At 57.1% G+C, this 25,859-nt stretch carries 20 protein-coding genes; 7 read left to right on the forward strand and 13 right to left on the reverse strand.

The window, feature by feature from the left end; translation table 11 throughout:
• Nucleotides 1-29: 29 nt before the first annotated feature.
• From ACHZCJ_RS03255 to pgi, 9 genes are all read right to left on the reverse strand, one after another.
• Complete coding sequence (locus tag ACHZCJ_RS03255) at nt 30-2,003, reverse strand: acetyl/propionyl/methylcrotonyl-CoA carboxylase subunit alpha (RefSeq protein ID WP_321324982.1); 1,974 nt, start codon at nt 2,001-2,003, stop codon at nt 30-32.
• Nucleotides 2,004-2,120: 117 nt separating this feature from the next.
• Nucleotides 2,121-3,224 carry a biotin synthase BioB gene (bioB, locus tag ACHZCJ_RS03260; protein WP_321323858.1) on the reverse strand — a complete coding sequence of 368 codons (1,104 nt, stop codon included), beginning with the start codon at nt 3,222-3,224 and terminating at the stop codon, nt 2,121-2,123.
• A complete protein-coding gene (gene scpA / locus ACHZCJ_RS03265; protein WP_321323860.1) occupies nt 3,221-5,356 on the reverse strand; it encodes a methylmalonyl-CoA mutase in 2,136 nt (711 codons plus the stop codon). The genes bioB and scpA overlap by 4 nt, the downstream gene beginning before the upstream one ends.
• Nucleotides 5,357-5,418: 62 nt before the next feature.
• Entirely contained in the window at nt 5,419-6,201 is a 783-nt protein-coding gene (locus tag ACHZCJ_RS03270) for an enoyl-CoA hydratase-related protein (RefSeq protein WP_321323862.1), read from the reverse strand.
• 107 nt (nt 6,202-6,308) lie between these two features.
• Nucleotides 6,309-6,743 carry a methylmalonyl-CoA epimerase gene (gene mce / locus ACHZCJ_RS03275; RefSeq protein WP_159642474.1) on the reverse strand — a complete coding sequence of 145 codons (435 nt, stop codon included), beginning with the start codon at nt 6,741-6,743 and terminating at the stop codon, nt 6,309-6,311.
• Nucleotides 6,744-7,688, reverse strand: a complete 945-nt coding sequence (locus ACHZCJ_RS03280) for a DUF808 domain-containing protein (protein WP_159642472.1) — start codon at nt 7,686-7,688, stop codon at nt 6,744-6,746. It lies immediately after the preceding gene.
• 10 nt (nt 7,689-7,698) lie between these two features.
• A complete protein-coding gene (locus ACHZCJ_RS03285) occupies nt 7,699-9,225 on the reverse strand; it encodes an acyl-CoA carboxylase subunit beta (protein WP_159642470.1) in 1,527 nt (508 codons plus the stop codon).
• Nucleotides 9,226-9,353: 128 nt separating this feature from the next.
• Nucleotides 9,354-10,703, reverse strand: a complete 1,350-nt coding sequence (gor, locus tag ACHZCJ_RS03290) for a glutathione-disulfide reductase (RefSeq protein ID WP_321323865.1) — start codon at nt 10,701-10,703, stop codon at nt 9,354-9,356.
• Between the two features lie 16 nt (nt 10,704-10,719).
• Nucleotides 10,720-12,219: a glucose-6-phosphate isomerase gene (gene pgi / locus ACHZCJ_RS03295; protein WP_321323867.1), complete on the reverse strand. Its 1,500-nt coding sequence runs from the start codon at nt 12,217-12,219 to the stop codon at nt 10,720-10,722.
• A 152-nt stretch (nt 12,220-12,371) separates the two neighbouring features.
• On the opposite strand from pgi, the gene lepB reads away from it, so the two are divergent.
• The 4 genes from lepB (at nt 12,372) to ACHZCJ_RS03315 (ending at nt 16,412) form a co-directional block, all read left to right on the forward strand.
• On the forward strand, nt 12,372-13,175 hold the full coding sequence (lepB, locus tag ACHZCJ_RS03300) for a signal peptidase I (protein ID WP_321323869.1): 804 nt from the start codon (nt 12,372-12,374) through the stop codon (nt 13,173-13,175).
• Entirely contained in the window at nt 13,124-13,840 is a 717-nt protein-coding gene (rnc, locus tag ACHZCJ_RS03305) for a ribonuclease III (protein WP_159642462.1), read from the forward strand. The genes lepB and rnc overlap by 52 nt, the downstream gene beginning before the upstream one ends.
• Entirely contained in the window at nt 13,837-14,730 is an 894-nt protein-coding gene (gene era, locus ACHZCJ_RS03310; protein WP_321323872.1) for a GTPase Era, read from the forward strand. The genes rnc and era overlap by 4 nt, the downstream gene beginning before the upstream one ends.
• 245 nt (nt 14,731-14,975) lie before the next feature.
• A complete protein-coding gene (locus ACHZCJ_RS03315) occupies nt 14,976-16,412 on the forward strand; it encodes a diguanylate cyclase (protein ID WP_321323874.1) in 1,437 nt (478 codons plus the stop codon).
• Nucleotides 16,413-16,528: 116 nt separating this feature from the next.
• Here ACHZCJ_RS03315 and topA read toward each other — a convergent pair whose 3' ends face one another.
• The 3 genes from topA to plsY form a co-directional block, all read right to left on the reverse strand.
• Nucleotides 16,529-19,126: a type I DNA topoisomerase gene (gene topA / locus ACHZCJ_RS03320; protein ID WP_321323875.1), complete on the reverse strand. Its 2,598-nt coding sequence runs from the start codon at nt 19,124-19,126 to the stop codon at nt 16,529-16,531.
• 123 nt (nt 19,127-19,249) lie between these two features.
• Complete coding sequence (gene dprA / locus ACHZCJ_RS03325; RefSeq protein ID WP_321323877.1) at nt 19,250-20,368, reverse strand: DNA-processing protein DprA; 1,119 nt, start codon at nt 20,366-20,368, stop codon at nt 19,250-19,252.
• A gap of 5 nt (nt 20,369-20,373) precedes the next feature.
• Complete coding sequence (gene plsY, locus ACHZCJ_RS03330) at nt 20,374-20,967, reverse strand: glycerol-3-phosphate 1-O-acyltransferase PlsY (RefSeq protein ID WP_321323879.1); 594 nt, start codon at nt 20,965-20,967, stop codon at nt 20,374-20,376.
• A gap of 152 nt (nt 20,968-21,119) precedes the next feature.
• Between plsY and murI the strand changes: the two genes are divergently transcribed.
• Together murI and hemA are read left to right on the forward strand one after the other, a co-directional pair.
• On the forward strand, nt 21,120-21,932 hold the full coding sequence (gene murI / locus ACHZCJ_RS03335; protein WP_321323881.1) for a glutamate racemase: 813 nt from the start codon (nt 21,120-21,122) through the stop codon (nt 21,930-21,932).
• A gap of 117 nt (nt 21,933-22,049) precedes the next feature.
• The gene (gene hemA, locus ACHZCJ_RS03340; protein ID WP_321323883.1) at nt 22,050-23,270 is read left to right on the forward strand and encodes a 5-aminolevulinate synthase; all 1,221 of its coding nucleotides are present in this window, start codon (nt 22,050-22,052) and stop codon (nt 23,268-23,270) included.
• A 333-nt stretch (nt 23,271-23,603) separates the two neighbouring features.
• Here the strand turns inward: hemA and ACHZCJ_RS03345 are convergent, their stop codons facing one another.
• Complete coding sequence (locus ACHZCJ_RS03345; RefSeq protein ID WP_321323885.1) at nt 23,604-24,587, reverse strand: threonine/serine dehydratase; 984 nt, start codon at nt 24,585-24,587, stop codon at nt 23,604-23,606.
• Nucleotides 24,588-24,640: 53 nt separating this feature from the next.
• Between ACHZCJ_RS03345 and ACHZCJ_RS03350 the strand changes: the two genes are divergently transcribed.
• Nucleotides 24,641-25,858, forward strand: a complete 1,218-nt coding sequence (locus ACHZCJ_RS03350; RefSeq protein WP_159642444.1) for a saccharopine dehydrogenase family protein — start codon at nt 24,641-24,643, stop codon at nt 25,856-25,858.
• The last annotated feature ends 1 nt before the right edge of the window (nt 25,859 follow it).

A 25,859-nucleotide genomic window follows, 5' to 3' on the forward strand; every position in this document is an offset into this window, starting at 1 on the left:
TGCCCTCCCCGAGGCGTTGTTCAATCGGTCTATTCCAGTTCGAGTATCACCGCATCAACGGCAAGGCTATCACCCTGCGCGGCTTCCACCGATTTTACCACGCCATTTTTCTCGGCACGGAGAATATTCTCCATCTTCATCGCCTCGACCACGGCCAGAGGTTGCCCCTCGACCACGCTATCGCCCTCGCCCACGTGCAGCGCGACCAGCAAGCCGGGCATTGGGCAAAGCAGGAATTTTGACAGATCGGGCGGGATCTTCTCGATCATGTGCACCGCATGTTGCGCAACATGGGCGGGCAGGATCCGTGCCTTGTGGGTTGCGCCATGACTGTTGAGTGCGAAACCGTCGGAGCTTTTCGCGATCTTCACCGACAGCGGCTTGTCTGCAACTTCGGCGAGAATCAGACTATCGCCCGGTGTATATTCCATCGACAGGTCCACAGCCGTGCCATCGACCGAGATTTCCTCTTCGGAAATCAGCACATCCATGATCTTGTCGCCGATCTTCACCTGCCATTCGGAGGGCGCTTCGAGACGCTTGCCGAGCTGATTATCGACTCGGCGCGCCCGATCCGCATGGGCGGTGGCTGCAAAAGCGCCAATGGCGGCAAGATTAACCAGCAGTTCGTCCGACGCCGGAGCGCCATGAAAACCGTCCGGATATTCCTCGGCGATGAAATTGGTGGTGATATTGCCTTCGCGGAAACGCTCGTGCTGCATCAGCGCCGAGAGGAAATCGATATTGTGACCGGGACCGACCAGCTCGAACCGGTTGAGCGCGTCGATCTGGCGATCAATTGCCTCGATGCGGGTTTCACCATAGGTGATCAGCTTCGCGATCATCGGATCATAGAAGATCGACACCTCGCCGCCTTCGGCCACGCCATCGTCAACGCGAATACCTTCTTCCGCTTCCGGTGGCCGATATTTGACCAGACGACCAGTGGAAGGCAGGAAGCCGCGATAAGGATCTTCGGCATAGACGCGGTTTTCGACCGCCCAGCCGGTCAGCGTCACATCATCCTGCGTCAGCGGCAGTTTCTCGCCATAGGCGACGCGGATCATCTGTTCGACCAGATCGAGACCGGTGATATATTCGGTGACCGGATGTTCGACCTGCAGACGGGTGTTCATTTCGAGGAAATAAAAGCTCTTGTCCGCGCCGACGATCAGCTCGACCGTACCGGCGCTATAATAGCCGACGGCCTGCGACAGCGCGACGGCCTGTTCGCCCATCTTCTTGCGCATTTCGGGATCGACGAACGGCGATGGTGCTTCCTCGACAACCTTCTGGTGGCGTCGCTGGATCGAACATTCGCGTTCGCCGAGATAGATGACATTGCCATGTTTGTCGCCGAGCACCTGGATTTCGATATGGCGCGGCTGTTCGATGAATTTCTCGATAAACACGCGGTCATCGCCAAAGCTGGCAAGCCCTTCGCGCTTGGTCGCTTCAAAGCCTTCGCGGACGTCTTTCTCGTTCCAAGCGAGCCGCATGCCCTTGCCGCCGCCGCCGGCGCTGGCCTTCATCATCACCGGATAGCCGATTTCCGAAGAAATGCGCACAGCATGTTCGGTATCGTCAATCTCGCCAATATGACCGGGGACAACGCTGACGCCAGCCTTTTCGGCGAGCTTCTTCGACTCGATCTTGTCGCCCATCGCGGCGATCGCGTTGGGTGGCGGCCCGATGAAGGCAATATCATTGTCCGCCAGTTCCTGCGCAAAGCTGGTCCGCTCGGACAGAAAACCATAGCCGGGATGCACGGCTTCCGCGCCGGTGTCCTTGCAAGCCTGGATGATCTTTTCGGCGATCAGGTAGGATTCCGCAGCAGGAGACGGACCGATATGCACGGCTTCATCCGCCATCCGGACATGCGGACTTCGCGCATCCGCATCGGAATAGACGGCGACCGTCTTGATCCCCATTTTCTGGGCAGTGCGAATGACGCGACAGGCGATTTCACCACGGTTTGCGATCAGGATTTTCTTAAACAAAATATGACTCCAGCAGTTCGTCACCCTGAACTTGTTTCAGGGTCCATCGTGCGAAAAGCACTGACGGTGATTGTTGATAAGTGGATGCTGAAACAAGTTCAGCATGACGAAAATATAAGCTCACTCCGCCGCCTCCAGCTTGCATTCCCGCGGTTCGGCTTCCATCGGAACCAGACCCAGTTTAGCGAACAATGTCTCGTCCGCATCGTCCCCGGCATTGCCCGTGGTCAGCAATTTGTCGCCGGTGAAGATGCTGTTGGCACCGGCAAGGAAACACAATGCCTGCGTGCTTTCGCTCATGCTTTCGCGGCCAGCGGACAGGCGCACCATCGAGGCGGGCATGGTGATCCGTGCCACGGCGATCGTGCGGACAAATTCGATATCGTCGATCTTCGCCAGCGGCGTGTCGGCGAGCATATCGCCGAGCACCGTGCCCTTGACCGGGACCAGCGCATTAACCGGAACGCTTTCCGGATGTTTCGGCAAGGTCGCCAGAGCATGGACAAAGCCGACCCGGTCTTCCCGGGTCTCCCCCATGCCGACGATACCGCCGGAACAGACGTTGATGCCGCTGTTGCGGACATTTTCCAGAGTCTCGAGCCGGTCGCCGAAGGTGCGCGTGGTGATCACCTTCTCATAATGTTCCGGCGAGGTGTCGATATTGTGGTTGTAATAATCGAGGCCTGCCTCGGACAGCATTTCGGACTGTTCCTTGGTCAGCATGCCCAGCGTCATGCAGGTTTCCATGCCCATCTGCCGGACGCCCTTGATCATCTCGATGATCGCCGGCATGTCGCGGTCCTTGGGGTTGCGCCAGGCAGCGCCCATGCAGAAGCGCGAGCTGCCGCGGTCCTTCGCCTGCGCCGCCGATTGCAGAACGGCGCGCACATCCATCAGTTTTTCCGCTTTCAACCCGGATTTTGCGCCCGCAGACTGATTGCAGTAGCCGCAATCCTCGGGGCAACCGCCGGTCTTGATCGACAGCAGAGTCGAGAGTTGCACCTCGCCCGGCGTGTGGTTGGCGCGGTGGACGGTTGCGGCCTGGAAGACCAGTTCGTCGAACGGCAGGTTGAACAGGGCCGCGATGTCCTCGCGGGTCCAGTCGTTGCGGACCTCGTGTCCCTGCGAAGGCAGGGCCCCATCTCGGACCTGCTCGTCCGGACGCGATGGCGGGAGATGGGCACCTGCCTGCGCAGGTGCACTGATATTTTCGTCTAAACTCATTCCGCAGCTTCCTCTTCGGGAGGCATATTATGCCCCAGCAGTCTCAAGATGTCCGCGGCACATTCCACAATATTGCTGCCCGGTCCATAGATTCCGACCACGCCGCTTTTGCGGAGAAATTCATAATCCTTGGCCGGGATGACGCCACCGGCAAATACCTTGATATCGCCGCGTCCGGATTCCTTCAGCAGGTTGATCAGTTCCGGGATCAAGGTCTTGTGGCCCGCCGCCAGGCTGGACGCGCCGACCGCGTCGACATTTTCCGCCAGAGCCAGATCGCGGGTTTCGCCGGGCGTCTGGAACAGAGGCCCGGAAATCACGTCAAAGCCCATATCGGTAAAGGCGCTGGAAACGACATTGGCACCACGATCATGGCCGTCCTGCCCCATTTTCGCGACCAGGATTTTCGGCTTGCGACCAAGCCGTTGCGAGACCGCGTCGACGCCGTCGATGACCATGGCGTAACGGGCATCATTTTCATAGGCCTTGCCGTAAATGCCCTTCACCGGCGTCGGCTTGGTTTCGTAACGGCCGAACACCGCTTCCATCGCATCGGAAATCTCTCCGAGCGAAGCGCGCTGACGCGCCGCATCGACGGCGAGCGCCAGCACATTGCCGCCGCCTTTCGCACCGTCGGTCAGCGCCTTGAGCGCTGCCTGACAGGCCGCTTCATCCCGATCAGCACGCATTTTTTCGAGCCGGGCAATCTGGCCCTGCCGAACCTTGGCATTGTCGATATCGAGCGTTTCCATCGCGTCTTCTTCAGGAAGGCGGTATTTGTTGACGCCAACGATCACCGCGTCGCCCTTGTCCACGGCGGCCTGACGACCGGCAGCGGCTTCCTCGATCATGGCTTTCGGCCAGCCATCGGCAACCGCTTTCGCCATACCGCCTTCGGAACCGACGCGTTCGATAATCTCCCAGGCCCTATCGACCAGTTCCTCGGTCAGCGCCTCGACATAATAGCTGCCGCCGAGCGGATCGACGACCTTGGTGATGCCCGCCTCTTCCTGCAGCACAATCTGGGTGTTCCGCGCAATACGTGCCGAGAAATCGGTCGGCAGCGCAATCGCTTCATCCAGCGCGTTGGTGTGCAGCGACTGGGTTCCGCCCAAAGTCGCGGCCATGGCTTCAATCGTGGTACGGATGACATTATTGTAGGGATCTTGCTCGGTGAGCGACACGCCCGACGTCTGGCAATGGGTGCGCAGCATTTTCGAGCGTTCCGACTTAGCGCCGAGATCGGTCATAACGCGATGCCACAGGGTTCGCGCCGCGCGCAGTTTGGCCACTTCCATGAAGAAATTCATGCCGATGCCAAAGAAGAAACTCAGACGACCTGCAAAAGCATCGATATCCAGACCCGTCGCCATCGCCTGTTTGGCATATTCGCGGCCGTCGGCAATGGTGAAGGCCAGTTCCTGCACCGCCGTCGCGCCGGCTTCGTGCATATGATAGCCGCTGATCGAGATGCTGTTGAATTTCGGCATATGCTCGGACGTGTAACCGATAATGTCGGAAATGATCCGCATCGAAGGCGCCGGCGGATAGATATAGGTGTTGCGCACCATGAACTCTTTGAGAATATCATTCTGGATCGTGCCGGACAGCTTGTCCTGCGAAACCCCCTGTTCTTCCGCGGCAATAATGTAGAAAGCGAGACACGGAATGACCGCCCCGTTCATCGTCATCGACACCGACATTTCGTCGAGCGGAATCTGGTCGAACAGGATTTTCATATCCTCGACGCTGTCGATCGCGACGCCGGCCTTGCCGACATCGCCGACCACGCGCGGATGATCACTGTCATAGCCGCGGTGGGTTGCGAGATCGAAGGCAACCGAAAGCCCCTTCTGTCCCGCCGCAAGATTGCGACGATAGAAAGCGTTAGATTCTTCGGCGGTGGAAAAACCGGCATATTGGCGGATCGTCCAGGGCCGACCGGCATACATGCTCGCCTTCACGCCCCGGGTGAACGGACCAAAGCCCGGCAAGCCCGGATCGCCGGCATCTTCGGCCGTATAGAGCGGCTTGACGGCAATACCCTCGGGGGTTTCCCAGGTAAGGTCGCGGCCCTTGACTTCCTTGTCAGCCAGTTCCTGCCAGTCTTTGATTGTCGGTTTGTCGGTCATAATATCGCCATGCTTGGGTGAACGGAAAATGCTTCACTTATATACGTTAGTTATACAAATCATCACTTGCCTTTGAACTCGGACTTGCGTTTCTGCAGGAAAGACAAAGCGCCTTCCCTCGCATCTTCGCTGTCACCGGCAATTCGCTGGCCTTCCGCCTCGCGAAGCAGTGCAGTCGCATAATCGCATTCCAGTGCTTCGGTAAGATTCTTGCGCATGACGCCCAGCGCCACAGTTGGCCCGCCGGCCAGTCGCTTGGCGAGGGCCATGGCCTCATCCATCAGGGCATCCGCTTCGACGACTTTGTGGATGGCCCCCCATTCAAGCGCTTTGGCTGCAGGCAGTTTCTCGCCCAGCATCATCAGTTCGGTGGCCCGTGCTTTGCCGACCAGACGCGTCAGCATCCAGCTGGCACCGCCATCGGGAACCAGCCCGATATTGACGAAGGCTTGCAGAAAATAGGCTTTCTCGCTGGCGACCACGAAATCGGGTGCCAGGCCGATCGAACAGCCGACGCCCGCGGCAGGGCCATTGACCGCGCTGATGGTGGGAATATTAAGCTTGTGCAGCTTGAGCAGCATCGGATTATAATGGAGCATCAAGGCCTTGTAGCTGCCCTGCCCGCCGGAAATCTCGCTGTCGCGACCTCCCTGGAGGTCAGCGCCGGAACAGAAGCCCTTGCCTTCGCCAGTAATGACCAGAGCCCGGGCGTCGCCGAGACGATCCAGCGCATCGTTGATATCATCCGCCATGTCCAGCGAGCAGGCGTTCAGCCGCTCCGGCTTGTTGAGCGTGATGGTGGCCACCTGGTCGGTGATGTCGAGCTTGATATTTTCGAATTCCATGTTCGGTCCTTTTAAATATTTCGTCATCCTGAACTTGTTTCAGGGCCTCCTCGAGATCCTGAATCCAGTTCAGGATGACGGTCCCGTAGATGATGACGATCCAGCGATTAATGCCCCTCGGGCGTTTCCATAATTTCGGTTAGCATTCCGCCCATATCCTTGGGATGCACAAAAAAGATAAGCGTACCATGCGCGCCGATCCGCGGTTCGCCGAGGACTCGCTTGCCCATCGCTTCGAACTCGGCCTTGGCGGCGTGAATGTCGGGCACTTCAAAACAGATATGATGCTGACCGCCGAGCGGGTTCTTCTCCAGCCATTTGCCAACCGCGCTGTCCGCTTCCGTCGGCTGCAGAAGCTCGATCTGCGTGCCGGCGGTTTCGCCCTCGCCCGGTGTATTCACGAAACAGACGCGTACTTTCTGCGAATCCAGCACGAATGGTTCGGTGATATCGGTAGCGCCCATGACATCGCGATAGAAAGCAATAGAGGCGTCAAGATCGGGTGTTGCCACGCCGATATGGTTCAATCTTCCCAATTTCATCTAATGTCCTTCTCCATGTGGAATGAATCTGTGCACAAGCGGCGCTATCCCGGCTCCGACGAGCACGCCGAGAATTCCCGACAGGAGCGCAAAGGCAATCCCGCCAACCATAAGTTCGGCAGATGCCGGGAACAGGCCGAGCAAAGGATGCGAGAGCCAGTCGATCAGATGTTCCGGCCCGTGCCAGCCCAGCGCAGCAATATTGTGCACCAGCAATCCGCCACCGACCCAGGCCATGGCCAGGGTGCCGATAATCGACAGGGCGGAGAGCAGCTTGGGCATCAACCGAACCAGACTGCGGCCGAAAGAGCGCAACGCGCCCTCGTTATTCTGCGCGATATGCAAGCCGATATCGTCCATTTTCACGATCAGTGCAACCGCGCCGTAGACCGCCACGGTAATCACAATGCCAATGATCGCGAGGATGATTGCCTGTTCCCACCAGACCTGATCGGTCAGTTCGGACAGGGCAATCGCCATGATCTCGCCGGACAGGATCAGGTCGGTACGGATCGCGCCGGAGACCATTTCCTTCTCCCGCCCCGGCCCCTCGATAATGGCGGGCTGGTCATGCTTTGTGGACTCGTCGACGTGGAAAAATTCCAACACCTTCTCGGCGGCTTCATAACAGAGGAACAATCCGCCGAAAATCAGGATGATCGGTATCAAAAAGGGCGCAAATTGCCCCAAAAGAACCGCAGCCGGTAGCAAGAAGACCAGCTTGTTCTTGAACGACCCCTTGGTGATTTTCCAGATCATCGGCAATTCGCGCGACGGATCAAAACCGGTGACATAAGTCGGCGTCACCGCCGCATCGTCGATCACCACGCCAGCGGATTTGGTCCCCGCGCGCGCGGCTGCGGCACCGATATCATCAACCGACGCCGCCGCAACTTTCGCAATGGCTGCGACATCGTCGAGCAGGGCTACTAATCCTGTTGGCACATTCTATCCCCTACAACGGAATATTGTCATGCTTCTTCCACGGATTCTCCAGCTGCTTGTTGCGCAGTTTCCGTAATCCCAGAGCCACCCGGCGACGGGTCGAATGCGGCATGATCACTTCGTCGATAAAGCCCTTTTGGGCCGCGACGAACGGATTAGCGAAACGCGCTTCATATTCCGCAGTATGCTCCGCGATCTCTTCCTCGGTCTTGCCACGGAAGATGATCTCGACCGCACCTTTTGCGCCCATCACGGCGATTTCCGCGGTCGGCCAAGCATAGTTGAGATCGCCGCGGAGATGCTTGGACGCCATCACGTCATAAGCGCCGCCATAGGCTTTGCGGGTGATGATGGTGATCTTCGGCACGGTCGCTTCGGCATAGGCGAAGAGCAGCTTGGCGCCATGCTTGATGATACCGTTATGCTCTTGTGAAGTGCCGGGCAGGAAGCCGGGAACGTCCACCAGAGTGACGATCGGAATGTTGAACGCATCGCAATAGCGGACAAAACGGGCCGCTTTCTTCGACGCATTGATATCCAGGCAACCGGCGAGCACCATTGGCTGGTTGGCAACGACGCCGACGGTGGCGCCTTCCATCCGGCCAAAGCCGCAGATGATATTGCCGGCATGGGCCGGCTGGACTTCAAAGAAATCGCCCTCGTCGACCATCTTGCGGATGACCTCGTGCATGTCATAAGGCTGGTTGGCATTGTCGGGGATCAGCGTATCGAGGCTTTCCTCGAGCCGGTCCCACGGATCGGCGGTCGGCCGTTCGGGCACTTCTTCCCGGTTGGAGAGCGGCATGAAGTCGATGAAATCGCGTGCTGCCAGCAGCGCTTCGACATCATTTTCATAGGCGACATCGGCGACACTCGTCTTGGTCGTGTGCGTGACCGCTCCGCCCAGTTCTTCCTGTGTAACGATCTCGTTGGTCACCGTTTTGACCACATCGGGCCCGGTAACGAACATATAAGAACTGTCCTTCACCATGAAGATAAAGTCGGTCATCGCCGGTGAATAGACTGCACCGCCGGCGCAGGGCCCCATGATCAGGCTGAGCTGAGGAATGACGCCGCTGGCCAGAACATTTTTCTGGAACACGTCGGCATAGCCGCCAAGCGATGCCACGCCTTCCTGAATACGCGCGCCGCCGCTGTCATTGATGCCGATCACCGGCGCCCCGACTTTCATGGCATTGTCGAGGACCTTGCAGATTTTCTCGGCATGGCGTTCGGAGAGCGATCCGCCGAATACGGTGAAGTCCTGGCTGAACACGAAAACCAGCCGGCCGTTGATCGTGCCCGAGCCGGTAACCACGCCGTCGCCGGCGATCCTGGTCTTGTCCATTCCGAAATCGACGCAATTATGTTCCACATACATGTCGATCTCTTCGAACGAATCTTCGTCGAGCAGAATTTCGATCCGCTCCCGCGCCGTCAGCTTGCCCTTGGCATGCTGGCTATCAATCCGCTTTTGCCCGCCACCGAGCATAGCTTCAGCGCGCTTGGCTTCCAATTGTGCGATAATGTCTGACATTAAACCCCCGGCTGTGAATCACTTGATGCGATACGCCCTAGTCAAAGAGCAGCCGGTTAGGCAATCGTCAATAGCAATTAATTGCCCGATTAAACCATATCTTCACGCTATGGATGCCGTAACGTTATCTATTTAAGCAGTACCAGCTCTTCGGACATGCTGGGGTGCAACGCGACCGTATCGTCAAAAGCCTGCTTGGTTAGCCCTGCCTTCACCGCGACCGCTGCCGCCTGCAATATTTCCGGCGCATCGGGCCCGATCATGTGCAAGCCGAGAATCTTCTCGGTCGGATGCTCGACGATCATCTTGTAGAGGCTGCGCTCGGCCCGGTCGGCAAAAACATTGCGCATCGCCCGGAAATCCGACGAATAGATTTTTATATTGCCATATTGCTTGCGCGCCTCGCTCTCGGTCAGGCCGACCGAGGCAATTGGCGGCTGCGAGAATACCGCGGACGGGATGTTGTCATAGTCGACCGTGCGCGGATTGTCGCCAAACACGGTGTCGGCAAAGGCCTGCCCTTCACGGATGGCGATCGGCGTCAGTTGCACGCGGTCCGTGACGTCGCCTACGGCATAGATATTTTCGACATTGGTCCGGCTATAATCGTCGACGATGATGGCGTTTTTGTCATTGGTTGCAACGCCGGCATTTTCCAGCCCCAAATTGTCAACTTTTGGCCGTCTTCCGGTTGCTGCGAGCACGATATCGGTACGAACCGGGTCTTTTTTGCCGTCCATGTACACGTCGAGCGCCCCGTCATCCCGCTTCTCGATCCGGTCAAATGTGCAGTTGAATTTATAGCTGATACCTTTGGCGAGGGAAATCTGGATCAGCCGGTCGCGCACGCTTTCGTCATAGCCGCGCAGGATGATATCGGACCGGTTAACCACCGTCACATCACTGCCCAAGCCATTGAATATTCCGGCAAACTCATTGGCAATATAGCCACCGCCGGCGATGATGATCGATTCGGGCAGCGCCTCCAGATGGAACATCTCATTGGACGTCGACATCAGCTCGCTGCCGGGAAAATCAGCCACGGCGGGCCAGGCGCCGACCGCGATCAATATATATTTCGCCGTAACGGTCTTTCCGCCCGCCAGCTTGATCTCATGCGGGCCCGCCAGCTCGGCGCGCTCGAGAATAATCTCAACCCCATGATTTTTAAGGGTATCGGTATAGGCATTGTTCAGCCGGTCGACATCCTTGAGGACATGGTCCCGCAATTTGGTCCAGTCGAATTTGGCATTCTCCCAGGTCCAGCCGAAATTTTTTCCGTCTTCCAGTTCTTCGGAAAAATGCGAACCGTAAACCAGCAGTTTCTTTGGCACACAGCCGCGGATTACACAGGTGCCACCGACCCGATATTCCTCGGCTACCGCGACTTTCGCGCCATAGGATGCAGAGACCCGCGCAGCCCGTGTTCCGCCGGAACCTGCCCCGATAACGAACAGGTCATAATCATATTTAGCCATTTATCGTTCCTTATTGTCAGGCGCCAAAAGCCCGCTTCTTTAACTCTTCGGTCGATGCATCCAATCGGTTACCATCATCGGCTCCCAGCTTGTTTGCCATTTGCTTGCCAAGCTCGACGCCAAATTGGTCAAACGGATTGATGTTTAGCAACACCGCATTCACAAACGTCCGATGCTCATAAAAAGCCAGCAGCGCACCGAGTGAAGATGCTTCCAGCTCTTCCAATAAGATCGTGACCGAGGGCCTGTCACCCGGATAGTTTCGATGACTGTCATCGGATTTTTCCCCCGCCATCAACGCAGCGCCCTGAGCGAAACAATTGAGCAACAAGCCGTTGTGATGAGCCGGATCCAGCGAATCCCCCGGTTCGACAACCGCAAGAAATTCAACCGGCACAAGATGGGTCCCCTGGTGCAGCAGCTGAAACACGGCATGCTGCGCATCGGTGCCGACACCACCCCAGACGATCGGACTGGAATGCAAAGCCAGCGCTTCGCCATCCAGCGTCACCGCTTTGCCGTTACTTTCCATTTCAAGCTGCTGAAGATAGTCGGGTAACAAGCCCAGCCGCTCGTCATAAGCGAATACCGCCCGGGTCTCACAGTCACGGATCTGGGCATAATATTGATCGGCGAAGGCCGCTAGCACCGGAATATTCTGGTCCCACGGGCTATCCCGGAAATGCTGATCCATAAGGGCAGCGCCAGCCAGCAAATCCGCGAACACATCATAGCCGAGCGCGAGAGCAACGCTGAAACCGATGGACGACCAGAGCGAATAGCGTCCGCCGACCGTTTCCGAAAACGGCAATATGCGCGTTTCATCCACGCCCCATTTCACTGCCTGTTCCGGGCTTGCCGTCAGTGCAACCACCTGCCCCAGTGGATCCGCAACGCCCTGCTCCCGCATCCAGTCGAGTACCGACTGGGCGTTCATCAGGGTCTCTGCGGTGGTAAATGTCTTCGAGGCGATCACCAGCAGCGTTTTGCCGGCATCAAAGCGCTCCAGAACCGGCTCAAGCGCGACTCCGTCGATATTCGAGACCACCGCCAGTTCATATTTCTCGTCGCCCAGTTTGAGCGCCTGATGCAGCATTTTTGGTCCCAGTGCCGAGCCACCGATGCCGAGATGAATGATCTGCGTGAATTCGCCGAGCGCGCCGGAATCGATAATTTCCACCAGACTTTTCATCCGCTGGTGAAGCGCCTGCGCGTTTTCGACGCTTGGCGGACTGCCGATGCCCCGTTCCGCGCAATGCTCCGCCGCACGGCCTTCGCTAATATTGACCGTCTCTCCGGAAAGCAGGGCCTGAACGCGTTGCGACAGTCCCATGTCGTCAGCGAGGGCAGAGAAAGCGCCGACTGTCTTGTCGTCGAGATGGGTTTTCGAAAAATCGAAATAGATACCAGCCTGTTCCCATCCGAAACCGGAGACTCGCTTGCTATCCGCTTCAAACAGACTGGTGAGAGTTGTCTGAGGAAGGCTCCTGAGGCTTTGCCACTGGTCTGAAGTCATTCAATCATCCGATCCTGATAGTGTAAATCATGCGTGCCCGTTGGTTGCACTAGCCCTATCCGGCGGACAGACCGGCCTCAAGTTGAAAATAGCAGGGATCGGCAGGTTGCAAGAAATCTTGACGCCACTGCCATTGTCGGCGAAGGGGCGGCATGGCGCGAAACAAAGCAGAACGATCGGAAACAGGCGACTTTGTCGCGTTCCTTGTAAAACTTGCATTATTCATTCTGATTTTGCGAAGTTTTATCGTGTCACCGTTCAATATTCCGTCGGAATCCATGCAGCCGCGTCTGGTGGTTGGAGACTATCTGCTGGTGGCAAAATGGCCCTATGGCTTTTCCAGATATAGCCTGCCATTCAATCTACCGCTGCTTCCCGGACGCGTCTTGCCACATTCACCCGAACCAGGTGATGTTGTAGTGTTCAAGGCACCGCCGACCGCGCAGGACGACTATATCAAGCGGGTTATCGCGTTATCAGGTGATATCGTGCAGGTTACCAATGGCGTTATCTCCATCAATGGAACACCTGTCGAGCGCAAGAGAATAGAAGATTTCGAATTGCCAGTCACGCCCAACAGCCCCTGTTACCGCGAGGAATTTGTGTCCGCAGTACACGATGGTTCCACGATTTGTCGCTATCCGCAGTTTCAGGAGACGCTCCCCAACGGGGTTACATATCGTACCCTCGATATTTTCGAAAATTCGGAAGGTGATAACACACAGGCATTTGTCGTTCCTGATGGCCACCTGTTTCTGATGGGCGACAATAGGGATCGCAGTGCAGACAGCCGGTTCCCGGCCCAGGAAGGCCAGGCTATCGGCATGGTACCGGAAGAAAATCTGGTGGGAAAAGCACTTGTTTCGGTTTTTTCAACCGACGGCTCGGCCGAATGGATCAAACCATGGACCTGGTTTACCGCAGCACGTTGGGAACGGATCGGAGAAGGTTTTTGAGCCGGCCCGACTTTCTGAACTGGATCGCAGAGATTACCGGCAAACAACCTGTGACACCGGAACTCTATGTTCGCGCGGCAACGCATGGAAGCCACGGAGAGAAAGACTATCAGCGCCTCGAATTTCTCGGCGACCGGGTTTTGGGGCTGGTGATCGCCGATCATCTCTATCACCAGTTTCCCAATGAGCCGGAAGGCCAATTGTCGCAGCGACTCAACGGACTGGTTTCCGGTTCGGTGTGTGGTGAAGTCGCCAGACAGATCGGCGTTGGCAACCATGTTCTCCTCGGCAAACAGGCGCGCGACGATGGCGCGCGAAAGAGCGTCAAGGTCCTGGGTGACGTAATGGAATCGCTGATTGGCGCAGTCTATATCGATCATGGTATGGACGCCGCCCGCGAATTCATCCTCAGCCATTGGGAAAACCGGGTTTCCACGACGGCCGGCGATGTTCGCCATCCGAAATCCGCGCTGCAGGAATGGGCCGCAGCCAATAATCGCAAAATCCCCGAATATGAACTGGTCGATAAAAGCGGCCCGGATCATGACCTGAAGTTCACTGTACGGGTGAGCGTACGCAATGTCGGCGAAGTTATGGCCACTGCGTCCGCCATTCAGGCGGCCCAAACCGAAGCGGCCAAGAAATTTCTGGAAACATTCACATGACACAAAAATGCGGCGTAGTGGCGCTGATCGGCGCACCGAACGCCGGAAAATCAACTCTGATAAATGCGCTGGTCGGCCAGAAGGTCGCGATAACCAGTTCCAAACCGCAAACCACGCGAACGCGGCTGCTGGGCATCGCGATCGAGGAAGACACACAGCTGCTGCTCGTCGATACGCCGGGTATTTTCGAGCCGCATCGCCGGCTTGACCGGGCGATGGTTTCCGCAGCATGGGAAGGCGCTGAAGACGCCGACATCATCGTCCTTCTGGTTGATGCTCGCGCCGGTCTCGGGACCAAAGTCACCTCAATCGTAGACCGGATCAAGCATCGCTCCGAGAATATCATCCTTGTCATGAACAAGGTCGATATCGCCGCGAAAGACAAGATGCTCGGACATGTCGTCAAACTGCATGAACTGGCGGACTTCGATGAGACGTTTTTCATCAGCGCCAAAACCGGCGACGGACTTCAGGAATTGCGGTCTTATCTGGTGCAAGCAATGCCGGAAGGCCCGTGGCATTTTCCGGCCGACCAGGTTTCCGATGCCAGCGAACGAATTCTGGCTGCAGAAATCACCCGCGAGCAGGTATTCCGGCAACTGCATGCCGAACTGCCCTATGCAACCGCCATCGCTATGGAACAATATAAGGAACGGCCTGACGGTTCGCTCGAGATCCATCAGCAAATATTGGTGGAAAAGGCCAGCCAGAAAGCCATTATCTTGGGCAAAGGCGGGCATCAGATCAAGGAAATCGGCGCCAAAGCCCGCGCCGAACTGTCCGGTATTCTGGGCAGGCCGGTCCACCTTTATCTTCACGTCAAGGTCAGCGCGAACTGGGACGAAGACCGAAGCCTCTATCAGGACATGGGTCTCGACTGGGTCAAATAGGCTGAACCGATATTCTGACTGTCCGGGAAAAGCCGGCGCCTGACATCAGTCCTGACAGGCTCCCCAAGCAGCTTCCGACGGCGGGTGGCATTCTCCCGACATGCGCACGCGGCCGTGCAACGCCCGTCCAGAAACCTGAGCAATCTTAACCTTAAATTAGCCCTTCTCTGCGATAGATTCCCGGGGGCCAATTACGTTTTGAATTGGGGACGGTTTTGCAAAATCTGGCTTCGAAATTAGCTGCTATGCGGCATACATCAACCCGCGCAGCTCTGGTAACAACCCTGTTCTGCCTGAATTCGCTGATCGTCATTGCAGCGTCAAACCATACCGGCGGTTTTGCAGCCTTATGGTCAGCCAATGCCAGCCTAGTGTTCATGCTGATGATTTTCCCGAGAAAAGAGCATCCGGTTTATTGCACCGGTGTCTTTCTGGCGAGTTTGGTTGTAAATTTATACTCCGGTTTCCCCTTGCAAGCAGCCCTGCTCTATTCGCTCTCGAACGTGCTGGAAGCGGTCTTGGTTTTCCTGGCTCTCGCGCGCCTCGGATTTCCCAAAACCGGATTATATAACCCGGCCCAACTGGTCGAATTTGGCATAGTGGCAACTATCGTGACGGCCATTTCCGCATCCATCGCGTCTCTCGGAGACATCGAAAATTTCGCGAATGCCTGGTTGTCGTGGTTCGCATCCGATCTACTCGGGCTGCTGATTTTCCTGCCCTGCTTCAACATCATTCATGCAACGATCACCGGCGCGGAGAAATATATCTGGCCCGGACGCCGCTGGTTCGAATTTGCCGGGATCATGTCACTGGTTTTCGCTGTATCGGCCGTTGCACTCGTTCAGACTGCAGTACCTCTGCTTTTCCTGACAGCGATTCCCGTTTTTGCAGCGGTTTTTCGCTTCGGTCCCTTTGGCGGGATGGCCTCCACCCTCATGGTCGCCATCGTGGCAGAGTTTTTCACCCTTTCGGGATTTGGTCCGATCGCCGGACTGGAGGCAAGCCAGATTACCAAGATATTCGTCCTGCAAGCCTATATCGCGAGTCAGCTGATGCTGGCACTGCCGATCGCTTCCTTGCTGGCGGACCGCCAGAGCAAGGTCGAGAAGATCATTGAAAACGAAAAGCTCCTGAGAATTCTGGCAGAAAAAGACCAGCGGAAAGCAGAAGAAGCAAAATTGCAAAAGATGCGGCTGCTCGCTCGCGACGAGCTGACGGGCCTTTCGTCCAGACGCCATATCATGGAACAGTGCGAACTTGCCTTGCAACGCGCCCAGGAAGGGAACGGAGCATTTTCCATCGCGATCTTCGATGTCGACAAATTCAAAGCTGTAAACGACCGGTTTGGCCACGCTGTGGGCGATGATATTCTCAGAATGATCGGCAAAATCTGCAAGCGCACGATATCCCGAAACCAACTCGTAGGCCGCATCGGCGGTGAGGAGTTTTTGATGTTGTTGCCCGACACGTCAATCGCCGAAGCAGAAGCGCAGGTCGAACGATTGCGCCTCGCGATAATGGATGCGCGGTTGCTGCAGCCTGACATCGGGGTGACTGTGAGCGCAGGATTGGCCAACAGCGCCGGATTTCACGAACTGAAAGAAATGCTGCTACTGGCCGACAAAGCATTATATGCTGCAAAACATGGCGGCCGCAATCGGCTGGAAATTGCCGCCTGATCTGAAGAGCAGATGACAGGATTGGGCGGTTAGCCCTGAACCAGACCACTCTCGCGGTTCGGTTCCTGGAGAGCGAGCAGCGCACCGGCCTCTCGCCCTTCTTGCCCAGCCCTGCCCTATTCGGGATCGGCCTTGGCTGGCGCCTTTTTTGCAGCCGGTTTCTTCTTCGCTGCCGGCTTCTTCTTTGCAGCAGGTTTTTTCTTGGCGGCCGGCTTTTTCTTTGGAGCCGTTTTTTTCTTGGCCCGTTTCTTAGCCGGGCCTTTGGCTGCGCGAGCGTCAATCAGTTGCGCCGCTTCTTCCAGCGTCAATTGATCCTTGTCGACTGTCTTCGGCAACGAAGCGTTGGTTGTCCCGTCGGTAACATAAGGCCCATAACGGCCGTCCATCAGTTTGATCTCGGATTCGGTTCGCGGATGTTTGCCCAATATCTTGAGCGGTTCCATTTTCCCGCGGCCGCGACCGCCACCATTTTTGGCAGCATCCGCCAGTTTGGCAACGGCTGCATTCATACCGATTTCGAAAACTTCCTGGGTATTTTCAAGCCGTGCGGATTTGCCATTGTGGCTCAGATAGGGGCCATAACGACCGATCTGCGCCATCACCGGTTCACTGGTTTCCGGGTGTTTGCCAACTTCTCGGGGAAGTGACAGCAGCTTCACGGCCCATTCGAGGCCGAAATCTTCCGGTGGAATATCCTTCGGGATAGAAGAGCGCTTTGCTTCCTTGCCCTCGCCTTTTTCCACATATGGGCCGAAGCGACCGACCTTTTTGGTAATTTTCTCGTCGCTGTCGGGGTCAACGCCCAGTTCCTGCGGACCTTCATCTTCGTCTGCGTTGGCGCCGCCGCCTTGCGCAAATCGACGGGTAAACTTGCATTCAGGATAGTTGGAACAGGCGACAAAAGCGCCGAAACGACCGCCGCGTAGCGCCAGCTTGCCTTCATTGCAGCGCGGGCACAGTCGCGGATCCGAGCCATCTTCCTTTTCCGGGAACAGATAGTCACCCAGAAACTTGTCCAGTTCCGCGGTGACTTCCGACGGCATTTTCTCCATTACCTCGACGGTCTTGGGTTTGAAATCATGCCAGAAAGCTTCAAGGATTTCCTGCCACTGGGCGCGACCACCGCTGACTTCATCCAGCTCATCTTCGAGACCGGCGGTATAGTCATAGGCAACGTAGCGATCGAAAAAGCGCTCGAGAAATCCTGTCAGAAGCCGGCCGCTTTCTTCAGCGAAGAACCGGTTTTTCTCGACGCGTACATAGGCGCGGTCTTTCAGCGTCTTGATAATCGAGGCATAGGTCGACGGCCGACCGATACCCAGCTCCTCCATCTTCTTGACCAGACTGGCTTCGCTATAGCGTGGAGGCGGCTGGGTGAAATGCTGCGATGCATCGACGGATTGTTTGGCCGGACTGTCCCCCTTGGACATCGCTGGCAACAATCCACCATCCTCGTTCTTGTCGTCATCGCGGCCTTCCTCGTATAACGCCAGGAAACCGGGAAATTTAACGACCTGACCATTGGCCCGCAGTCCGGTCTGACCACTACCATCAAGCATTTCGACGGTGGTGCGTTCGAGCCGGGCCGACGCCATTTGACTTGCCATGGCCCGCTTCAGGATCAGGTCATACAGCTTGGCGTGATCGCCGCTTCCAACGGTCCGCTGAGTGAAGTTCGTGGGACGAATGGCTTCATGGGCTTCCTGCGCATTTTTGGCCTTCGACTTATATATGCGCGGGCTGTCCGGAACATAGCTTGCGTCGTAACGGTCAGCGATCGCCTTGCGCGCGGCAGAAATTGCACTGCCGTCCATCTGGACTCCGTCGGTACGCATATAGGTAATCGCACCATCTTCGTAGAGCTGCTGCGCGATGCGCATCGTATGACTCGCGGAATAGCCGAGTTTGCGCGCGGCTTCCTGTTGCAGCGTGGAAGTCGTGAACGGTGGTGGTGGATTGCGGGTTAGCGGCTTTGTCTCGATAGTTTCGACCGTAAAAAGACCGTTTTCAACGGCTTTTTTGGCGATCATGGCCTGCTCTTCGGTCACAAGGTCCATCTTGCCGAGCTTCTTGCCCTGATGCACGGTCAGGCGCGCCTCGAACGGCTGGCCACCCTGCTCCATCTGCGCGGTAACCGACCAATATTCCTGTGGCTTGAACGCCTCGATTTCGCGCTCCCGCTCGACGATGAGCTTGAGCGATACCGACTGCACGCGCCCTGCAGACTTTGCGCCCGGCAACTTGCGCCACAATACCGGTGACAGGGTGAACCCGACAAGATAGTCGAGCGCCCGCCGTGCCCGATAGGCATCGATCAAGTCTTCGTCCAGCTCGCGTGGATGCGCCATGGCGTCGGTCACGGCAGCCTTGGTGATGGCATTGAAGGTAACCCGGTCGACCTTCTCCGGAAGTGCCTTTTTCTTGCGCAAGACTTCCTGAACATGCCAGCTGATTGCTTCCCCTTCACGGTCAGGGTCAGTCGCGAGAATCAATCGTGTCGCTTTTTTCGACTCGTCGGTAATCGCCTTCAGCTGCTTTGTTTTGTCGGTGTAATTTTGCCAAGTCATCGCGAAACCATCGTCCGGATCGACGGAGCCATCCTTGGGTGGAAGGTCGCGGATATGGCCGTAGGAAGCCAAAACCTTGAAATCCGATCCCAGATATTTCTCGATGGTTTTCGCTTTGGCGGGTGATTCGACAATGACTAGCTGCATATGTTCCGATTTTCTTTGTTCTCACGTACACGCACGAGGCTGTGGCAGGGATTGGCTACAGGTCAAGGGCCTGTGTGAAGATTTTTGTCAATGGCGGTCGAGATTTTACCAGTCTACAAGCGATCAGTTCGACAGGCTGACCCGGGCCCCGGCATGACGGATCAGTCGTCCGGCCAGCTCGAGTTCAAGCAGGGCCAGTTGCACCGCAGGAGCATCCAGCCCCGATTGCCTGACCAACTCATCGACAGTCACTGGCGTCATGCTCAGCAACGCTATCACCGGCTCCCGTTCTGCATTGTCCATTTCCGTCAGTCCGTTCCCGTACAAGGCCGGATAGTCCCGATCGGCCCGAAATTCGCTGCCACAAGCCGCCGGTTCCGCGCGATCGTCAAAATGCCGGATCATTTCCAGTATATCCTCGGCCGATTGGATCAGCGTCGCGCCCTCCCGGATCAGCATATTACAGCCCCTCGATCTCGGATCGAGCGGAGAGCCGGGAACCGCCATTACCTGCCGCCCTGCTTCCGCCGCCAGCCGGGCCGTAATCAATGAGCCCGAACGCGGCGCCGCTTCGATAACCACCGTGCCTCTCGCGAGTCCGGCGATGATCCGGTTGCGATAGGGAAAATGCCGGGCGCGCGGTTCCGTTCCCGGAGGCTGTTCTGCCAGCAGCAACCCGCGCTCGGCTATCGTCCGCTGCAATCTTTCATTCTCCGGTGGATAGAAAACATCCAGACCGCCAGCGATTACCGCGATCGTGGCCTTACCCAGCGAACCCTGATGAGCGGCGGTATCGATGCCCTTCGCCAGACCGGACACTACTGCAATCCCCGCTTCCGACAGTCTATTGGCTAGATCGCGGCCAATGCGGCACGCCGCTGCCGACGCATTTCTTGCTCCCACTATGGCGACCACTGGTTTGTCCAACAGACCTGAGTGGCCCTGCCAGATCAGGACCGGTGGGGGATTGCCAAGCTCCGCGAGCAACACAGGATAAGCGGGATCCCCGAGGAACAGGCACTCGGCTCCCAGTTGGTGAATCGATTGCATTTCCGCTTCTATTCGCTTCACTTCTGCAATCCGTGGCGCGCGTCCGCCACCCCGAGCCGCCAGATCGGGAATAGCTTCCAGTGCCCGGGCTGCTGTCCCGAATCTTCTGATCAACTGCTGATAAGTAACGGGTCCGATATTCTCGGATCGGATTAGCCGGAGCCGGTCAAACGCTTCCTGGCTTTCGCCCATTCACTTCATGCCTTTTTTGACGCTCCGACTTTTGGCTCTTCGCCCGCGATCAAACGCTCGATGTTGGAGCGATGTTTCCACAAAACCAGCAAGGCCAGCCCGATGAACATGGGCATCATCGCATATTCACCCAGAACGAAGGCTGCTATCGGCACCGATATCGCAGCGAGCATCCCGCCAACCGAAGAGTAGCGCCAGATCGCCAGCGATCCAAGCCACGTGACCGCAAATATCAAGCCCGCAATGGGGATCAGGGCGGTGACAATGCCGAGCAGTGTCGCAACGCCTTTGCCCCCGTTGAACCGGAGCCATATCGGGTAAAGATGGCCGAGAAAGGCACCGAGACCGGCCAGTACGCCCAGTTCGTTAGAAACCTGCAAGGCTATGTAAACCGCAGCAAATCCCTTGCCGATGTCGAGAAGCAGGGTTAGCGCAGCCATCGCCTTGTTGCCGGTCCGGAGAACATTGGTGGCGCCGATATTGCCAGACCCGGTCTGGCGCAGATCGCCGCCGCCGGAGAGCCGCGTCAGCACCAGCCCGAAAGGAACGGAACCCAGCAAATAGCCAAGCCCTAACGCCAAAATTGGTTCTACCCACATAGACTGCACTGCAAATACCCCTATTTCGATCCGCGCTATAGTTACCGGTGGTGATGGGCAAGTATTTCGCTCGAAAAAACGTCAAGGCCAAACATCTGTCAGACGAACCGAAGCGGTTGCCGTCGCGTCGTTATTCTGGCTATGGGCATAACATGACTGAAGCGCAGAATGGCGAATGCCCTCCCTTGTTGTTTTTCGATACCGGTGTCGGCGGGCTTTCGGTTCTGGGCGAGACACGACACTTGCTGCCCAAGGCACCGGTCATCTATGCTGCGGATTATGCTGGATTGCCTTATGGCATGAAGTCCGAAGCCGAGCTCGCCGCCCGCGTTCCGGCGCTCCTCGGCCGTCTCGTCGAACGGTACAAACCGCAACTGGTCACGATCGCCTGTAACACCGCATCGACCATTGCTCTCGATCATGTCCGCTCCGCGCTGGACATCCCGGTTGTTGGCACCGTGCCCGCGATCAAACCGGCAAGCGAGCTGACCAAGACCGGGGTGATCGGCCTTCTCGGCACGAAGGCGACCATCCGGCAACCTTATGTCGACCGGCTCGCTGCCGATTTTGCCGCTGACAAAATGCTGCTGCGCCATGCTGCTCCGGAACTGGTTTATGCCGCCGAGGCCAAGCTGCGCGGAGAGCAGCCCGACGCCGGAGCAATAGCGGCCGCCATGTCCGGGCTGGTTGAACAGGCCGGCGGCGCGGAGCTGGACACGGTCATCCTGGCCTGCACCCATTTTCCGCTGTTGCGCGACGAACTGGCCGTCGCGGCAGGAAGGCCCGTCCAATTCATTGACGGCGCCAAAGGTATCGCGCGCCGGATTGCCTATCTGACCGGGAACAGGACATGGCCGGACGATGAGCGGGAAGGGACTTTTGTCACAACCGGAGATATCGCCAATATCGAGCCCTACCGCCCGGCCTTCGCCAGATATGGTATAAGCCGGTTCGAAAAGCTGTAAGCCCGTGGCGGGCAACCCTTATTGCGAGTGGTTCGCGCTGGAAATTGTGCGAAAAGGCCGCTAAAGGCCATTTCCAGAAAACAGCAAACTCAGATTTGACGCAGGATTTGGTGCACAGTGGACTACGACAAGATTTTTTCGCAAGCGATTGACCGGCTGCATGCCGAGGGTCGCTACCGGGTATTCATCGACATCCTGCGCAACAAGGGATCCTTTCCCAATGCCCGCTGTTTCGCACATCATAACGGTCCGCAACCGGTCACCGTCTGGTGCTCGAATGACTATCTCGCCATGGGCCAGCATCCTGATGTGATCCAGGCGATGGAAGAGGCTCTGCACGACGTCGGAGCCGGATCGGGCGGAACCCGCAATATCGGCGGTAACACCCATTATCATATCCAGCTTGAGCGGGAACTGGCCGACTGGCATGGCAAGTCCGCCGCGCTGCTTTTCACCTCGGGTTATGTATCGAATGAGGCGACGTTGTCCACGCTGACCAAGGTACTGCCGGGCTGCATCATCTTTTCAGACGAACTGAACCACGCTTCGATGATCGCCGGAATCAAGAACAGCGGCTGCGAGAAACGGGTTTTCCGGCACAATGACCTCGAGCATCTCGAAGAATTGCTGGCTGCCGCAGATCCCGAAGCGCCGAAGCTGATCGCCTTCGAAAGCATCTATTCGATGGATGGCGATGTCGCGCCGATCCACGCCATTTGCGATCTGGCCGACAAATATAACGCGCTCACCTATTGCGACGAAGTCCATGCGGTCGGCATGTACGGCAAGCGCGGCGGCGGTATTTCCGAACGCGACAAGGCGGCTGAGCGGATCACGATCATCGAGGGGACATTGGCCAAGGCCGTTGGCGTGATGGGCGGCTATATTACCGCTGACCAGAAGATCGTCGACGTGATCCGGTCCTATGCCCCGGGTTTCATATTCACCACCAGCCTTTCGCCAGTGCTTGTCGCCGGCGCCCTGGCCAGCATCCGGCACCTGAAACAGTCGACCGCCGAGCGCGATGGCCAGCAGGCAGCCGCCCAGAAACTCAAGGACCTGTTCGCCGAGGCGGGTCTGCCGGTGATGGATTCCACGACTCATATCGTTCCGCTGCAGGTGGGCGATCCGGTCAAGGCCAAGAAAATCAGCGATATATTGCTCGCCGAATATGGCGTCTATGTGCAACCGATCAATTATCCGACCGTACCGCGCGGAACGGAACGTCTGCGCTTCACGCCCGGACCGGCGCATAGCGAGGCGATGATGGTTGACCTGACCAAGGCGCTGGTGGAAATCTGGAGCCGGATGGATCTAGAACGGGCGATCGCGGCCTAGTTTTCAAATTCGGATTGCCGCATTGCCATAAAATTATCGGAACAAACTCCCGATTGATCTTCCCTGTTTTTGCCGCGCAATGCCCCCCGCCAGAACTTTACACAAGCGCGCGTTTTTCATTTCTGTGACTTTTGCCTCCAGTCCGCAGAATTGCTGCCGTTCTCGTTCCGCCGCTGGTTGCCGAGTGTGACTTTCCAAACCGCAGGCAAATCCGGATAGCTTTGCGTGCGGATCATTGGTGGCGCTATCATCTAATCAAATTGTCAAAGAGCCTGAATCAGAAACAGCAGAAGATAGGCCCTCAGGACCGGTGTAGGAAAGACTTATCAAACCCTAGCCACCCCTAATGATGTCCGCGAAGCGCTGACGGTCGACATTGCCACCGGACAGGGTGATGGCGGTCCGGTCGGTCAGCCCGACCTTGCCGGCAAGAATGGCAGCCAGCGCAACGGCACCGCCCGGTTCAACGACCAAGCGCAATTTCTCGAATGCTACCCGCATCGCGTGATGCACTTCAGCGGTGGAAACGGCGATGCCTGTGGCGTCGCGATCTTTCAGAATATTGAACGTGATTGGCGCAACGCTGAGCGTTTGCAGCGCGTCGCAATCGGTCGCGGGCGGGTTGTCCTCTACCGGCACGATCGCTCCACCTTCCAGCGAGCGTTTCATGTCATCCCAGCCTTCCGGCTCGACGACCATAATTTTGGCGTCAGGGTTAGCCAGAGCGGTCCCGCTTGCCAGGCCTCCACCGCCGCAGCAGGCGACAATCTGATCCGGCTCCGATCCGGTTCGGGCCCGCACCTGTTCGCGGATTTCCAGACCGCAGCTACCCTGTCCCTCGACGATCCAGGGATCATCGAAACTGGGAACAACCACGGCTCCGCTTTTCTTCGATAGATCGGCTGCCAATTGTTCCCGATTACCGCCCATCCGGTCATAGGTGATGACCTTGGCGCCCAATGCCTTTGTATTCTCCAGTTTCGCCCCGGGAGCATCCTCAGGCATGATGATCGTTGCAGGTATGTTCAGCCTGCGAGCAGCCCATGCAACGCCCTGTGCATGATTTCCGCTGGAAAAGGCAATGACACCCCGCTGGCGCTGATCATCGTTCAGATCGGTCAAACGGTGCCAGCCACCCCGTATTTTGAACGCGCCAATCGGTTGCAGGCATTCTGCCTTGCACCAGACTGTCTTGCCATCAATTTCCAAAGGCAACAGCGGTGTCGCCGGCAGTATGTCAGCAACTTTTCTTGCCGCTCGTTCAACCCCTGCAAGTGTTGGTTTGCGCTCAGGGTCCATCAGGTCTTGCTCTGTCATGACCTCTCCCTATATGCGGGGCTAACATTTCTCCAGCATTTAGAGTGGAAATCATGGGCAAAATATTGGTGATCGGCGCAGGCGGCGTCAGTTCGGTTGCAGTGCATAAAATGGCACAGTTGATAGCGGCAGGCAGCGGGCCTTTCAGCGAAATTCTACTGGCCAGTCGGACTTTATCAAAATGCGACGCGATTGCCGAGTCGGTCAAAGAGCGGACCGGCGTGGCGATATCCACGTCCCAGATTGACGCCGACAATGTTCCGGCGCTGACCGCATTGATCGAGCAGGAAAAGCCTGATCTGGTGGTCAATCTGGCGCTACCCTATCAGGATTTGCCGATCATGGACGCCTGTCTGGCGACCAAGACCGACTATCTCGACACCGCCAATTACGAACCGCGCGACGAAGCCAAGTTCGAATATAAATGGCAGTGGGATTATCAGGACCGGTACAAGGACGCTGGGATCATGGCGCTGCTCGGCTCCGGCTTTGATCCGGGCGTGACCAGCGTGTTCACCTGCTGGCTGAAGAAACATCATTTCGACCGAATCGATACGCTCGACATTCTCGACTGCAACGGCGGCGATCATGGCCAGCATTTCGCGACCAATTTCAATCCGGAAATCAATATCCGCGAAGTTACCGCCAACTCGCGGCATTGGGAGAATGGCCAGTGGGTCGAGGGACCGGCGCTGACCCAGAAGCAGGAGTTCGATTTCGAGGCGGTCGGCCCGAAGAATATGTATCTGATGTATCACGAGGAAATCGAGTCGCTAAAGACGCATCTCCCGGAAATTCAGCGGATTCGCTTCTGGATGACCTTTGGCGATGCCTATCTGACCCATCTCGAAGTGCTGCAGAATGTCGGTATGACCCGGATTGATCCGGTGATGTACGAAGGCCGCGAGATCATCCCGCTGCAGTTCCTGAAAGCCGTATTGCCGGAGCCTGCGAGCCTCGGTGAAACCACCAAGGGCAATACCAATATCGGTGTTATCGCAACCGGCGTGAAAGACGGCGTCGAGAAGACGCTCTACGTCAAGAATATCTGCAGCCATGAGGCGGCCTTCGAGGAAACCGGCAACCAGGGCGTCAGCTATACCACCGGCGTTCCGGCGATGATCGGCGCGGCGATGATGCTGTCCGGCCAGTGGAAGGGCGACGGCGTGTTCAATATGGAAGAATTCGATCCCGATCCATTCATGGCGATGCTGAACGAGCATGGTTTGCCGTGGACATTGGAAGAATTGGAAGCACCTTTGGCGTTCTAGG

The organism is uncultured Parasphingorhabdus sp., assembly GCF_963677535.2.
Taxonomy (GTDB): Bacteria; Pseudomonadota; Alphaproteobacteria; order Sphingomonadales; family Sphingomonadaceae; genus Parasphingorhabdus.